The sequence below is a fragment of the Colwellia sp. genome (assembly GCF_013214175.1).
Classification (GTDB): Bacteria; Pseudomonadota; Gammaproteobacteria; order Enterobacterales; family Alteromonadaceae; genus Colwellia.
In genome coordinates this window covers 265,920-281,439 of record NZ_JABSPA010000007.1, presented here as the reverse complement: position 1 = coordinate 281,439, position 15,520 = coordinate 265,920, and the positions used below count along the sequence as shown (strand labels likewise).

General features: G+C 37.0%; 11 protein-coding genes. 8 read left to right on the top strand and 3 right to left on the bottom strand.

The features are described 5' to 3' along the window. The first annotated feature begins 104 nt into the window (after positions 1 to 104). From HRT55_RS16865 to HRT55_RS16850, 4 genes are all read left to right on the top strand, one after another. Positions 105 to 581, top strand: coding sequence for a hypothetical protein (locus tag HRT55_RS16865; RefSeq protein ID WP_291623080.1), 477 nt, complete (start codon positions 105 to 107; stop codon positions 579 to 581). A gap of 109 nt (positions 582 to 690) precedes the next feature. Further along, positions 691 to 1,092: a hypothetical protein gene (locus HRT55_RS16860; RefSeq protein ID WP_291623078.1), complete on the top strand. Its 402-nt coding sequence runs from the start codon at positions 691 to 693 to the stop codon at positions 1,090 to 1,092. A 967-nt stretch (positions 1,093 to 2,059) separates the two neighbouring features. Further along, positions 2,060 to 2,998: a hypothetical protein gene (locus HRT55_RS16855; protein ID WP_287206680.1), complete on the top strand. Its 939-nt coding sequence runs from the start codon at positions 2,060 to 2,062 to the stop codon at positions 2,996 to 2,998. A 118-nt stretch (positions 2,999 to 3,116) separates the two neighbouring features. Next, positions 3,117 to 3,749, top strand: coding sequence for a hypothetical protein (locus tag HRT55_RS16850; RefSeq protein ID WP_287206679.1), 633 nt, complete (start codon positions 3,117 to 3,119; stop codon positions 3,747 to 3,749). Positions 3,750 to 4,111: 362 nt separating this feature from the next. Here the strand turns inward: HRT55_RS16850 and HRT55_RS16845 are convergent, their stop codons facing one another. Further along, positions 4,112 to 6,943 carry a choice-of-anchor U domain-containing protein gene (locus HRT55_RS16845; RefSeq protein WP_291623074.1) on the bottom strand — a complete coding sequence of 944 codons (2,832 nt, stop codon included), beginning with the start codon at positions 6,941 to 6,943 and terminating at the stop codon, positions 4,112 to 4,114. 471 nt (positions 6,944 to 7,414) lie between these two features. Beyond that, positions 7,415 to 8,959: an alpha-L-fucosidase gene (locus tag HRT55_RS16840; protein ID WP_291623072.1), complete on the bottom strand. Its 1,545-nt coding sequence runs from the start codon at positions 8,957 to 8,959 to the stop codon at positions 7,415 to 7,417. A gap of 480 nt (positions 8,960 to 9,439) precedes the next feature. Here HRT55_RS16840 and HRT55_RS16835 point away from each other — a divergent pair, with 480 nt between their 5' ends. Continuing rightward, positions 9,440 to 9,796, top strand: coding sequence for a hypothetical protein (locus HRT55_RS16835; RefSeq protein WP_291623070.1), 357 nt, complete (start codon positions 9,440 to 9,442; stop codon positions 9,794 to 9,796). A 250-nt stretch (positions 9,797 to 10,046) separates the two neighbouring features. Then, on the top strand, positions 10,047 to 13,229 hold the full coding sequence (locus HRT55_RS16830) for a DNRLRE domain-containing protein (RefSeq protein ID WP_291623068.1): 3,183 nt from the start codon (positions 10,047 to 10,049) through the stop codon (positions 13,227 to 13,229). Positions 13,230 to 13,557: 328 nt separating this feature from the next. On the opposite strand, the gene HRT55_RS16825 is transcribed toward HRT55_RS16830, so the two are convergent. Then, positions 13,558 to 13,827, bottom strand: coding sequence for a hypothetical protein (locus HRT55_RS16825; protein WP_291623066.1), 270 nt, complete (start codon positions 13,825 to 13,827; stop codon positions 13,558 to 13,560). 91 nt (positions 13,828 to 13,918) lie between these two features. Between HRT55_RS16825 and HRT55_RS16820 the strand changes: the two genes are divergently transcribed. Both HRT55_RS16820 and HRT55_RS16815 read left to right on the top strand, forming a co-directional pair. After that, positions 13,919 to 14,815: a GntR family transcriptional regulator gene (locus tag HRT55_RS16820; protein ID WP_291623065.1), complete on the top strand. Its 897-nt coding sequence runs from the start codon at positions 13,919 to 13,921 to the stop codon at positions 14,813 to 14,815. A 198-nt stretch (positions 14,816 to 15,013) separates the two neighbouring features. Further along, positions 15,014 to 15,412, top strand: coding sequence for a PAS domain-containing protein (locus tag HRT55_RS16815; RefSeq protein WP_291623063.1), 399 nt, complete (start codon positions 15,014 to 15,016; stop codon positions 15,410 to 15,412). The last annotated feature ends 108 nt before the right edge of the window (positions 15,413 to 15,520 follow it).

Sequence of the window (15,520 nt, the reverse complement as noted above, 5' to 3'; positions counted from 1 at the left end):
CACATATATTATGGCTCTGGTTTGTAAAACTAACCCACGGTCAGAGGCTAGCACCTCGTGGGGAGTCATTGTGTCTATGTGTCACATCTAACACGGAGAGTAGTTTGAAAAATCCTACAGGGACAAAAAATAATCATCGTGGCACTTTTTTAATGAATGGTGGTTTAACCCATGTGAGGTATGATCACAAAAGTCGTCCATCCAAAATTGATATTAAATGCCCAAATTGTAGTTCTTTAGCAATTGCTAAAGATGAAGAAGTAGGTGACTCTTTATTTGTCGGTGATATGTCATCAAGCTTTAAAGGCTCACCATTTTCAATTACATGCACATCATGTATGTACCGCAAAAAGAGGTTAGCGTATGAAGAGCTAACTGAACCTTACTTTCAGTTTGAAGGGCGCGGTGAGATTCTTTGGGCATGGAATCGTGAACATTTAGATATGATTTATAAATATTTAAATGGCGTACCGATCAAGGAACATGACTATGAGTTTTATCACACATATATTCATGGTGATTGGAAAAAATATAAAACAACTTATTTAAAAACAATTAGTAAAGGTTTAAGTGACACATAATAAACAAGTCATTAAAGCAGGACAAAAAACAGTTGGTTTTTGCTCGTGCCTCGCTTATTTTAACCCACTATTTTATTGCCTCTTAATGAGGCGTTGGTAAAGGATTATCGTGAATTATTCTAGGATAGTGTTATTTTCAATAAGTATTTACTTTTTATTGGTACTAGCATCAACAATTGCCACATTAGCAGTTGGGGCTGGTGATGCGACTCAAAACACTTCTTTTCTTGTTACACTAGAGATTTTAGGTTTCATCATATCTTTGCTCGTGTATGTATATCTTGCTTATAAGCAAGCAGCTAAAACCTATCAACATGCTTTTTACGCTTTTCTCCTTTTCTGGATTATTAATTTAGGTTCTAGTTGGTTAATGAATATCTTTCTAGACATACCTCTTTTGGCACTAGCGTTCTTATTTCCTTTTTTACTTAGTGTAATTGCGGTTTTATTGGGTACAGTTCTAGGCATTCAGTTACGCCAGAAATTAAGTAATGGAATGGTCCAACTATAAGTCATTCAAAAGGACAAAAAACAGTTGGTTTTTTCTCCTTCGTCGCTTATTTTAACCAACTATTATTTGCCTCTTAGTGAGGCTATATTTTTCTCAAGGATTGTGAAATTTGAAACTTTTGGTGATCATACTAGGTATTGTTACTTCTGTATTTCTAAATGGTGAATGGTTAACTATTCAAAATGAAAGTTGGGTTTTATTATTTGTCGACTTTACTAACTTAGTATTCGGTCATGACGGTTTAAGCAGAAATATAGAAACAGTCCTCTTAATTATTTGGTTACAGTTACCCCTTATTTTTGTTTTTACATTAATGTGCGCGTTTCTAGTAAATAAACTACAAAATCAACGGTATTATATATATTCCTTTTTAGGCACAACAATTTTAGTTTTCTTCATACTACCTAGTTTACCTATTTTAAGCTCTTTGCTACCTAAGTTAGGCGGTATGCGTTATTTCAATGTATTTACCAATATGTTTTTATATCTGGTATTGTTTGTAAGTATCAGTTTTGTAATACAAAAATATAACAAGAAAATCAACAAGGACACGTAACAGTTGGCTACGTTTCGCTTCGCTACACATTTTAGCCAACCATTACTTAGCCTGTTATTTAGGCGTTATCGATACAAAATCTAATCCAAAGCGTTATTTTGTGCCTTTAATCTAATGTCCGCAATGTGGTAAAAGTGAGCCTTAGATTTTAACCAATGAATAGTGACAAAAAGTTTACCGCTAATGACTTCTTGGTGCGCATTCCAGACGTTATACTTTAAATCTTTGCCATATATTTTCTAATGCTTACTTCTATATTGCATTGATTCGTTTCAGTAACAAAAAATAAAGGCGTTAGCGTTTTAAATTAAAGAGTTTTACGATAGGGTGTAAAATAATCGAGTAGATGGGGATTACTGAGACATTTACATAATATACTGTTTACTGTTATGAGGATCGCAATTAGCTACTATGGCAAATAAAAAAATCAGGGCATATGCCAAGAGTGACTCAGACAACTTCATTAAAGATGAGCGTGGACGAACAAAGTTTTTCTATATTTGGCAAGTTCTGAAACTAAAAGAAAACGATATATTCGAATTTAATAAGTTAACTTTCTTTAGTACTCAAATAGACGAAAGTAAGCGTGCTCGAATGACGCCTGTCATTAAAGGTTTCTTTAGATATATTGAAAATTCAAATGGAGGAGTCGTTTCTGGAGATGGAGAATCTTTATCTCATTCTATTGCGATACTTGTGTTATCTGAATTGGATTCGATTAATTTTGTTTTTGGAAAAGTTGAATCAACGTTTCACTTTTCCGAAATCAAGACAGAAGATCTGAAAATTAGATTTGAAAATGGTCGATTCTATTTCCCTGATCTAGTAGGTTTCTTCTCCAATAACAGTGAGTATAGTGAAAAATGGGGAGGGAAAGTAGCAATCGAGGTTAAAGTTACTCATGGTTGTGAGCCTGAAAAAACGCAAGATTTCTTGAACCATAACATTCCTATCATTGAAATATACATAACTGAAAAGCTTAGATTCCAAAAGGAGTTGAGTAAGCAACCTTTTGATGAAAATGATTTAGAGCGCTACTATAATTTTTTAACCGGAATCTTTAGCAAAAAAGTATACGGTAAGGTGTTAGTTGATCCTTCCTCTGAATCGTACAATAAAAAATTAATTTCTTATGAACAACAGAAGAATATTAAAACAAAAAAATTACTCGCTAGTGAAGCAGAAAAATCTGACTTGTTAAATCAAAAATTAATTATTAGTAATGATGGTATTCGTAAATACAAAGATACCTTAGATGCCAAAAATATTAAGCTCAAAGAATACGAAGTAACACTTAAAAATTTAGATAATCGCACTTTGTTACAGAAGTTCTTTGATGTGTTTAAATAATCTCATAACAAGTTCCTTAAACGGAAAATTGATAGTGGGCCATCGTTTCGCAATTATAGCCAACCATTTTTATCCGCTTAACGAGGCGTTGGTACATTATTGAGTTCAGGAAATACAGATGGGCGAAAAAATTTCAGAAATCGAATATGCACACTATACGAGTAGATTTGGCCCAAATATGTTTTATGGGCTAATTGAAGTGATAGAAAGCAATATTAAAGACTATAACAATTTGGTATGCCACGATTATCCCGAAGGAAATGTTAGTTCAACAAAAAAGGACTACATAGACGCAACAGTTTTTGAAATTGCGGTAAGTATGTCTTATACCAACCTGCATTCTTTCTTTGTTGAAGAATATAATTTTTACGTTGAAGGTAAAAAACCAAAGCATTTGAAGACTGTAATTTCTAAGCTTATTGAATGTCACGGTATAGAAGTTCAAGATCAAAGTAAATTCTTAAGAGGTTTAGAGTTACTTAGAAGACTTAGAAACAGAATCTGCCATGATATAGGCCGTGTAGAAAGTGATATGGGCGACTTTGGTGGGGATTCAGATTTTGACCTAAAAAAGGAGTGCGATAAATTTTTTGGGGCTGAGTTTTTTTACAACGAAAAGTCCTATTTTACCAGCTCTCCTGAAAATTCAGTTAGGTTAGTAAAGTACTTTTCAAACTTTGTTGTTAAATATTGTGATGCTGTCGTTGATAAAAAGAGCTCTTTAAGAGAGTGTACAAGTGTCAGCGCATAAAATTCCTAACACATGCAATCTGACCTCCGGCACTGTTACTTTTTGTACAAAACAAAACAAAACAAAACAAAACAAAACAAAAAACGCCAGTAGCCTCCGGCAGTTGATGTGGGCGTTATCTATACAAAATCTAATGCAAATCAACTTATTCCTTACATAGCTTAATGTCCGTTTTGTGGTAACAGTGAGCCTTAGCTGGTAATCAAATGACCAACTAAAAACAGGACACTGCTAAGGACTTCTTGGTGCTACAGCTGCCTTAAGCTAAACCCATTTAAACATAAATTACAAAGCAAAAAAAAGCTGGTGAATAAATTCTCCAGCTTTAATACTTTTATGTTGGTTAAGAAATAATATTTACCTTATTTTTTTAACTTTCTTCTACCTAACGAGATTAAACCTAATAAAGCTAATAAGCCTGCAGAGAATGAACCACCGCCACTTGCTCTAACTTGTGAATCTGCAACTGGAATATTAAAGGTTACTGCATTTGCTGCACCTTTGTCATCAGTCAACTCAACAGTAATGTTATTGTCACCAATATTGGCTTTAAGTGGCGTACCAGATAACTGACCCGTTTCACTTACTTTTAACCAGTGTGGTCCACCTACTTTAGTAACTGTGAAACTGTCACCATCAGCATCAGTGATTAGTTCAGCAAGACTTGCAGAATAAGCTTCATTTCGTGAAGCTGCGGCTAATTCCACTGCTGCAAGTTTCGGTGCATTGTTAAATGCTACTGAGACTTTAACTTCAGTTTGAGCTGTTTGCGCTTTGTTATCCATAAAGCTAATCGTGGCAGTGTAATCACCACTCGCGACTTTAGATAAGTTTGCTGAAAGAGCGCCAGTCTCATCAACGGTTAACCAAGCAGGACCTTCATCTTTAGCAAAGGTCAATGTGCTTATATCTGCACCACCAACATGCGTAGTTAGGTCAGCTGTTAAAATAACATTACTGCCTTCGTTAACATTAGTTGCGGGCAATTCAATGCTGTCAGCACTCCATTCAATCACAGTATAAGATTCAGCTAAAACACCTGGATCTTCAATGATGCCATTTTCAGTGCCATCAGCATCATAAATATCGCCATCTTTAATGGTTAATTGAATACAGTTATCGTTCTCTTGTAAGCCTAAACCATGGTCATAAAGTGCATCATTTGGGGCAGGGCAATTACCATTCTCATCTTTAGCTGCAGAGGCTATGGTGTTGTCTGCATCACTAATAAAGGTTACCCAGCCACCTTTTGGTGTGTATTTACGGTACTCAGTCTCTTTGGTGATAATAATATTTTTAGGTAATGGATAAACAACCGGAACAGCAGCACCACTAGCTAAACCATTAACGGTAAAGTTAAATAAACTAGTACCTTCAACGGGTAAAAAACCTGAATCTGAGGTATCTAAATCACTATAACGAATTGCTAAGTCTTCAGAAGTAATAATGGCTGAGTCAGCTGAAATACCTTTAGCATTTGCAACAGTACCAAGAGAAAGTGTCAAGCCGGGTAAAGTTTGTAGAGGCTTTTGTTCTGCTGATAGCGGTAACTGCGTTGTATCTGGGTTGCCATCCAGGTAATCAACAATGCCGTCGCCATCAGTATCGTTAAAACCTTCATCAGTATCTAGGATACCATCACCATCAGTATCTTCACCGGCCACTAGTTCAGGAAAAACTTCTTTGATTATTCTGATATTTGCAGCAAGTAAAGTAGCGAATTTTTCTGATGTATTATCTTCAATTGCACTCACATTTAAGGCGTAATCACCAGACAGCTCTTTCGGAGAAAATACAAAGTCTTTAGCTGTTGCGCCTAAATCAACACTCGTTTCTGGCCAAGTAACAGTATGTAAATCTTCATCATTAAAATCGAAAACATCGACAGTTACCGTTACGTCACCTTTAGCTGCATCAATAGAAGGAATGGCTACCACATTAGCAGCACTAATCGTTGCTATAGTTACACCGCCTTGCGTTAAGGTTAACGTTAAACTTGGAGGTAAATTACCATCAAATGTGGTGACAGTAACGGTTTCATTATTTGCTTGCACGTTAGATACGGCAGTTAGTGTTAAAACGGCTGTTTGTGTACCTTGTGCATCATTAGCAAGGGTAATAGCAACACTTTGTCCATCAGCATAATTATCAGCTGCAAAGGTTAATGTACCGTTAGTATCACTAGTGGCATCACCAGCAATGGTATAACCAATACTGGCTGGGTAACTTACTGCAGGGCCTGACAAAGCCACACTCGCACTAGCTGTTTCACCAGGTGGTAGCTCTAATGTCACAGGCTGAGTTAATACAACCAGTGGCGTAATATTAACCGTAACTTCTTTGGTGGCTTGGTTACCGGCGATGTCGGTTGCTTGTAAAGTTACCGTATGAGCACCTGAAATAAAGCTGCTGTTGCCAATAATTGTCGCAGTAATCGCGCCATCGGTATCATCGGTAGCAGTAATATTTACTAAAGAGCTAATATCTGTATTTGTACCCGTGGCATTTATTTCAATTGGGGCAATGTCGGTAAATACTGGTGGTGTTGTATCGCTGGCAGGGGCAAGTTTAGTAGTAATTAATAAGTGGGGTCTAACATTCGCAGTATTCACAAATTTACCGCCAACATATTTTCTATCAACAAGTTCTGTTTTTTCTTCCATATCAATGTTGAAGGTATAAGTGCCTGCGCCAGAGACAGCTGAAGTAATATCAAACTCAGGAGTATCACCGGGTTGAATTGGAAAATTAGACTCGTCAGCAGGTAAAAAGGATGTTGTGGTTGCTTCTATCTCAGCACCTGGAATTCTGTTCCCAACTACAAAAGGGTAGGTATCTTCATTAACTACAGCTTCATCCCACACTACATCAGGTTCGGTAACCTCAGAAATATAAGTATCAGGTATTGCTTTACCGCCACCAGGCACTTTAAGTTTTAATATAACCTTATCAATAACTTCACCGACAGGTAAGGTGGGAATAACAAATTGAACGAATGCTGAAAAGTGCTTATCAATTTTTATTGATGATTTACCACCGTGGACACTTTTTTTGTCAACGCTTGGTAAAGGAAGAATTACCCAAGTATCTTGTACACTACCAATAGGTGCTAATTCGGTAGCCATAGCGCCTTGTTGAGATAGGCCTGTTAAAATAGCCGCAGCCACCAGTGATTTGTAATGCATTTTCTTCATGTTGTTCCCCAATTCATTAGTAATTTCACGCAGTTTACTTTGGTGAAAAATTTAAATTCTTTAGGCAGCTAAGTTAATTATAACACTGCCGTAAACTTCTTTTTATTATTAGGAGGCTAACTTTCGTTAACTTTATACTTTTGTTTTTTGCTACTTGATTATATTTGCATGAGGTGTTTTTTGTAAATAAAGTTCAAAATCAGGTTAACCATAAACAAAACAACTGTCAATAACAAAGCTGGCGTAAATTTACATAATCTTTACGTATCTTTACAAGTTCCTTGTATTTTAAAGCTTTATTATTAGTATGTTTTTATGCATGTATCGGGAATGCTTCTGTTTAAAGTAAATAATAACCTTTAAATGGCTGTGTATTTGGCAGGGGGTAATAATGAAAATAGAAAAAGCCAGTAAAATACTGGCTTTTTCTTATTCTGCAGAGAGCTTCTTGCTAGCATATTATAAGCAGCGTTAGTTAATTTTAAATACCATCGCCATACTCTCTATTTGGTTTGCAGGTACTGTGATCTGCAAACCTTTATCAGTTAGTGTCCATGTTAACGTTTCATCAGCGCCTAATGCCGTTACTTTTGAAATATTGGTGGTATTTGGTAACTTACCTTTAGCAAATGCGGTTAACGTTATTTTTTTATTAGACTCAGGTGAGCCTAATATGATGGCATAAATGCTATCGCCTTTGCTGGTATAGCGAACATCTTGGTTAGTATATTTAACCTTGGCAAATTCTCTATGGTTTTTAAAGTGGCCTACTGGCTCTTTGGTTGGTCCTTCCCCAAAAGTATACCAAGGGCGGGTTGCAAATATTGCTTCACCGTATTTATCTAACCAAGCGCCCATTTTTAAAAGTACCGCTTGTTGATTTTCAGGGATTATGCCATCGGATTTTGGTGAAACATTTAACAGCATGGTGCCGTTTTTACTGACCACATCAATAAGTACATGCAAAACATCTTTTGCTTTTTTTACACGTAAGTTTTCAGTGTATGACCAACTGCCTTTACTGATGGTTTCATCGGTCATCCACGGTTGAGCGCCGATGTGATTCTTGCGCGACTTTTCTAAGTCATCAACACTAAACGACAAGGGTAAATCGTTTTGCTTGCGGATAATCACCACTTCTTTATTTAACTTTTTCGCTTCATTTAAATAATAAGCAACAAACTTTTTTCGGTATTGCTCGGGTACTAAATGTAACCAAGAATCAAACCAAATAATGTCGGGCTGATAGTTATCGATAACTTCTTTTAACTTACCAAACCAAATTTTCTCATTCCACTCTTCTTCCACGATATTGCCATACAGTAAAGCAAGCTCTGGATCGGTACTGGCTGGTGGTGTGTTTTCATAATAAGGGTAGTGAGTGCCGCCAAATCGTTCACCAGGCTTGTTTTCTTTTTTGTTAGTTATGGAATTGTAACGTTGTAAGTTTTTTGAATGGTGAAAGGTGGTAATAAACTTCATACCTTGTGCGGTAATCGCCTCTTTTAGCTCGCCAGTCACATCAACTTTTGGGCCTCTGTCCATTGAGTTCCAGGGTGTTATTTCACTGTCCCACATGGCAAAACCGTCATGATGCTCAGTCACTGGACCGGCAAATTTAGCGCCGGCTTTTTTAAATAATTTTGCCCAGGCTACCGCATCGAAATATTCACCTTTAAATAGGGGGACAAAATCATGGTAGCCAAAGTCATTTAATTCACCATAAGTCTCTATATGATGTTTATACTCTTTACGATTTTTAAAGTGCATGTTTCTTGGATACCATTCACTGCCAAATGCTGGTACTGAATAGACGCCCCAATGCAGATAAATGCCGAGTTTAGCATCTTGATACCACTGTGGTGCCGCTTCATGTTTTGCTAAAGAGTCCCAGCTTTGTTCATAACTAGGCGGTAAGTCAGGGCTATTTATTTGTTGTACTTTAGTGGTTGCTGAACACGATAGCATTGTGCAGCATAACAGAGTGCTTGTTATTGTTTTTATTTGGTTTTTCATATTTCACCTGAGTAAAAATAGGGGGGGGTGTAAGGCAGTTCACGCCATTTATATAGCGCTACCATTTGTGCAAAAACACACTTTAATCGGTTATTATAGGTAAAAAACATAACTTATTTAAGGTTGAAAAACTAGACCAGATAGGATGAATAATGATAAATAAATGCGATGGGCCAATTAATTGTTACTGGTTGGGCGAAATTTGAGCAGAAAGCCTATGCAACCAGAAAAATTAAGAGGTATGCAATAAGCAGCTCGAGAATGACTAAAGCATAATTAAACCATCATTAAGGTAAGGCTAGGTAACTGATTGATTTAACTGAACCTCTAATGTTCTATGTAATCTATTTGGTAAGTCACCCATAGTCTTATGGTGTGTTTTATATTTAAAAAGCACTTTTTAAAGGTGTTTTTATTTGTTAAGTTAACAGTGTTTACATTAAAACTATTATTCTTAAAAACATTATTAACAGGTGTACCATGGCTAAGATTACAACATTATTACTAAGCGCATTATTATTTATTTCAACCGCAGTTTTTGCTGTTTCTACATCAGATAAAGCAGTGAGTAGCGCTAAGAAAAAAACCGCTGACTTTGTTCAGGTTGTCGAGTTAAATGCAGGTGAAGAAGCGCAAGTTTATAAAGTATTGTTAGCCAAAGAACAAAATACTTTAGCTGCAATGACAGATTATAAAGGTGATAAACAGGCCTTTAAGGCGGCAACTAAACCTTTTAATAAAAATAGTAATCGTCAAATAAAAGATATAATTGGCAAGGATAAAATGCAAACTATGAATCAATACTATAAAGCGCAAAGAGCTGCTGATAAAAATTAACTGATCATTATTTATCGATAACCCGAATAACTAATAAAAACCTAGCTTATTAAGTAAGCTAGGTTTTTTTATGTTTGTTTACTCATTTTATCTGTTTTAAAGCATTACATAGTTAATGACATAGTAAGTTTTGTAGACATTAACTTTACAATAACTCACAACTGATTATTATATATAGGAGTCACTTTGTGTTTTTTGTTAATAATTACCATCAGCAAAAAACAATCGTAATAGTTAAACCGAGGTAGATATGATAATCAATAAGAATGCCGCTAATAATAAAGAAAGCGGTCGACATAAGAACCCAGTCAATAAATATACTTTCACTGAATACGGTAAAGCTGTTATCTGTGCTGCACTTTTCTTTTCTACGCCGTCATCGGCCGGTGAGTTATTTGTTGCTAGTAACGGTGTCGATAACCTAACCAGCAATGATGGCTCTATTCTCCAACCTTGGGCATCATTAAACTTTGCCTTAACTCAGGTAACAGCTGGCGATAGTATTAATATTCGCAAAGGTAGTTACCATGAGAAAATCACTCAAGGCAGCATTAGTGGTACAGCACTTAATCCTATTATTATCCAGTCTTATAACGGTGAAAAAGTCACCTTTGATGGCACAGTTGCAGTGAGTACAATTGCGACTGGCAGCTGGGTTCAACATGCTGGTGACATCTATAAGTTACAGCTCAACGAGCCAACATGGCAGTTGTTTGTTAATGACGAAATGATGGTGAATGCTCGTTGGCCCAATGCCCGTTTTGATGATGACAGTGTTTACAGCCGAGCTGTCTGGGCTAAAGGCCTTGATGCCAGCACTACTAATGGTCATATAGATACCGATCCAAGTGTTCATAACTTAGCGGCTGAAAATATCGATGTTACTGGTGCTGTTGTTATTGCTAATACTCGCCATTTTGACACTTACACCCGTGAAGTTACTGCCCATAGCGCTGGCAGTAATGCTTTTGATCATGGCACTACAACGTTTTTTTGGGGTAGTAAAAGTTATTATTTCTTGCAAGGGGCGCTAAGCCTACTCGATCAAGATAAAGAATGGCATATCGATGCAGGTAACAATATGGCTTATCTTTGGGCGCCAAATGGCGGTATACCTACCGGTGACATTCGTGCCCGTACGCAACAATTTGTTATTGATGCCAATAACTGGAACTATGTAACTATTAAAGGTTTGGATTTCTTTGCAACTACCATAGAGCTGACCTCGAGTGAGTCAATCACCATCGAAGATTGTAACTTTAATTACAGTGGTGTTTCTAAGCGCGCTTTAGGTGAATTTAACGCTAAAGCCTCAATGTTGCGTTTAACCAATGGCGCAGGGCAGGGTAACTTTGTTTTGCACAATATTTCCATAACAAACTCTGACTCGCAAGCTTTTCTAATAAAAGGTGATAACAGCCTAGTAGAAAACTCTTTGTTTGAAAACATAGATTGGGCAGCAACAGAAGCATACTCGCCCAGTGCGAGTATTGTTTTTCATGGTAATAATACTCTGCTTAGTCGAAATACCATTCGTAATGCGGGTACTTCAGAAACTATTGCTACAGCACTTAATGGCTCAGGTACTAACAGCAGTATTACCGCACAATACAATGACATTTATCATACTGGATATGCGCAAAGTGATGGCGCACAACTACAAATCCGCATTGATGCCCAAGATGGTACAGTAGTTCACCATAATTGGCTGCACGATACACCTAAATATGGCTTTCGTTTTGATGCGCCCATCCCGCCACCGTCATGGGGTAAAAATGGCTTTTCACATCATAACGTAGTGTGGAACAGTAGTGGTGCAAACCCTAAAGGTATAGATGACAGGCATTATAATAATCTATTATTTGATAACACTAATATTGATTTAATCGTCTTAGATGATATTGCTGATAATGGCGATAAAAGTAATGAATTCACTAAAACCATTAACAATGCTTCGGACTCTATTTCAGGGCACCGTATCAGTGAACTTGCTATTCCCGGTATTGTGACGAGTAATTTTAATGGTGTTAACGAAACCACAGTGTTAAAAACCTTGTTACGTGACCCAACGAACCACGATTTCCGACCTGTAGCTGGCTCTAGTTTAATAGATGCAGGTGAAGTAATTAGCGACGCCGACTTTAGTCACCCTACCCAAGGTGGAGCACCCGATATTGGTAGCTACGAGGCAGGAAATGACAACTATTGGATCCCGGGTCGTCAGTTAAACTCAGCCACATATCCCATTCCATTTGATGCAGGTAGCACTACAAAAACAGATGCTGATTTAATGTGGCGTCATAGTTATACCGCAATGTCTTATGATGTCTATTTTGGCACGAGTGCAGATTCATTAACCGCAAAAGGTAAGCAAACTAATAATATTTTTTCTCCTGGTATTTTAACTGTTGGCGAAACCTATTACTGGCGAGTTGATGCTGTTACTCCAAGTGGCACAATAACCGGTGATGAATGGAGCTTTACCGTTGAGGCCTCGCCAGTATTTACTTCGTTTAATCCAGTTGCTGATGCTTATGTTGATGATAATGCTCCAGATAGCAATAAGGGTAATGACTCTGTAATTCGCCTTGTAACTCCACTAGCCGCAGGAGGTGCTTATGAACAGCGCTTTGGTTTCTTGAAGTTTGATGTTGATGTGCCGGGGACTATTATATCGGCCAAACTTAAGCTTTATAATGAAGGTACTAAAAGTCGTGGTGTTAATGTTCATAGTGTCAGTGATACCCGTTGGGATGAGGCTAGCATCACTTGGAATAATCAACCTGTTATCGGGGCTGCTATTGTCAGCGCAGATGTTCTGGAAAACAGTTGGCAAGAATTTGATTTAACAGGGCAGGTTACTAGCAACGGATTGTTATCTTTAGCTTTAAAACGTGATGCCAATGATTCGCGTCGAGAGCTGGTATCTAAAGAAGGTGGTAATAAACCTGAGCTGATCATTGAATATAAAGTGCCTGTTGCTAATGTTAATAGCGCGCCAGCATTTACTGATGCGAGCTTTAGTAAGGTAAACGGTACTGAAGCAGCCGCATATTCTGCCTCTCTTGCTGATGATGCCAGTGATATGGATGGAGACTTAATCACTTTTGTTATAGTTTCAGGACCCGAGTGGTTGCAAGTTTCTGCTGAAGGAAGCTTGTCTGGGGTACCTGCGTCAACAGATATTGGAGAAAATAGCTTTGTTGTTAAAGTGACTGACAGTAAAGGCGCTTCGGCAACAGCCACCTTGACTATTACCGTAGCAGCTAGCGAAGTTGACACAGGCACTGATGACGGAACGGGCTCAGGCACTGATGATGGAACGGGCGTAAGCACAGACGATGACAGTGCTAGTGAATCTTCAGGTGGTAGTATTTATTACTTAGCTGGTTTGTTGTTGCTTATGTGTGTATACCGTCGTCGTATTTATTAACCAACTTATTGGGCTTGGCATAATCGATATTTAAAATTGTATAGAGTTTTAGATCTTTAGTGTTTTAACAACTAGAAGGCCAGGCTAGTGATAGTCTGGCCTTTTTACTTTTATGGCACGGGTAGTTATAGCTTATTAAAGTTGTTGCTAGGCTAAGGAATATCGCTATAAAAATTAATTTAAGCGAATAAAAAAGCCATGCACTAAATTAGTGTATGACTTGTTAATAGTATTTTCTCAGTTAAGGGAAGTTACGTAACTTAAATCGCTTAGCTCAAGAAAAGATTAAGTATATATAGCTTAAGCTATTTAACGCCTTTACCCGCAGCTAACGGCTTTCTTCTATAAGCAAAACAGCAAAGGCAAGTGAAAACATTGCCATGCTTGTTGGCTCTGAAACAGTAGCATCAACCTTTGTTCCTGCAAAATTTTCCCGCTGACGGTAGTGTGGAATTATCAAACTAATAAAGGTCAGCTGCAAATCGATGGTGCAAGTATTCAACTTTGACCAAAAGCAGCTGATGGCTAAATCAATCGCTATACCTGACTTATTGATAATAGTTAGTTGTTTTTGTCTAATGCGAGATAAAAACAACAATTATTATCAATACATTCATATTTATGATGTTACTATTAATAAACAACAGTAAGTTTAGATAAATTGTTTTTATAATACATAGGATATGATAATGCAAAGTCACCTGATTCAAACCACTACTAACAATATCTTAAAGTCGATTTCAGAGTTTGATGATGTTAATGCCATCATATTAAAAGACAATACCTTAGCTAAAAAGCTAAATGTTAGTCGTACTACCATTAGAACGTCATTAAAGGAACTTGAGAAAAAAGGTGTTATTGAAATTAATGATAATCACAAGGTTGTCGTGCGCGCTCCTGTTGAAACTGATTATTTTGATACCAGTGATGGTGTCTCTTCAAAAGAAGAAATTATTGAAAAGTACTTTTTAGACCTAATCAATCATGGAAAATTGTTGCCTGGTGATAAGTTTTCTGAATTAGAGCTAGCTAAGTCTTCGGGCTGTAATACCATTACGGTTAGAGAATTTTTGATTAAGTTTTCACGCTTTGGTTTGATCGAGAAAAAGCCTAGAGCTAAATGGAAAATGGTCAAGTTTGATGAAAAATTCGCTCTGGAGTTAGTTGAGTTCAGGCGTATTCTAGAAATGAGTTCGATAACTAAATTAATGGCTATGCCTACTGATGATGACGTATGGCAAGAGCTAGCAGAACTTCTTGATAGGCATGTTGAAGTATTAGCGGAGGTAGAAAACCGTTATACCGAATTGAGTGAACTAGATCGTAAATTTCACTTTATTGTACAACGGGCCTCGGGTAACCGATTTTTCATGCAATTTTTTGATGTGGTATCACTCATCTGTCATTACCACTACCAGTGGAATAAAGGCGATGAATTAGAGCGAAACAAAGTTGCTTTAGAAGAACATGTTGCCATTATTACCCAATTGTTAGCACATAATACTTCGGGTGTTTTAACTGCCATGGAAACTCACCTAAATACCGCCAAGAAAACACTACTACGTTCAGCTCATGGCTTAGAATAAATATTTTCAACAATATATTTTTAATGGTATATAGGTAAATAAAAAGGGCGTTCGCCCTTTTTTTGTGTCAGTCTAAAAAGACACAACGAATATAGTTCAACCCGCTAAGGTTTAACTGGGCTATTTGTTATTAGATTTACCCAGTAACCAATATTGAATATGCTTAATGTAGAGCAAATAATTAAGGTGGATGATCGAGTGATTACAGAAAACCCTACAGACTTTATTAAAAATTCCAATATTGGCATCCATACTGTTTCACCTGAAGGCATAATTAACTATGCTAACCAGCATGAATTAAATATATTGGGCTACACAGAAGAAGAATATGTTGGTCATCATGTGTCTGAGTTTCAATTCGACAAGTCATGCTTAGATCTAATGATGAATAAGCTGGCGAAATTAGAAGCTTTTACTAACTTTCCAGCCATGGTATATGGTAAGAAAAAAATAAAATATATCTTATATAATTCAAGTGTTTATGAAGCTGACGGTGAATTCATTCATACCCGATGTTTTGGTAACGAAATATCCGAAAATGTTTATCATGCCTGTGTACTTGAATATAAGAGATTACTTATCAATAGGACGGACTAGTTATTATCGTCTGCTACAAAAAAGCCCCTAGAGGGCTTTTTTTTCAAATAAAGAAAATGCTAGAGGGGGCATTAGCTGACCTAATCACAAATATGATAGGGCAGCACT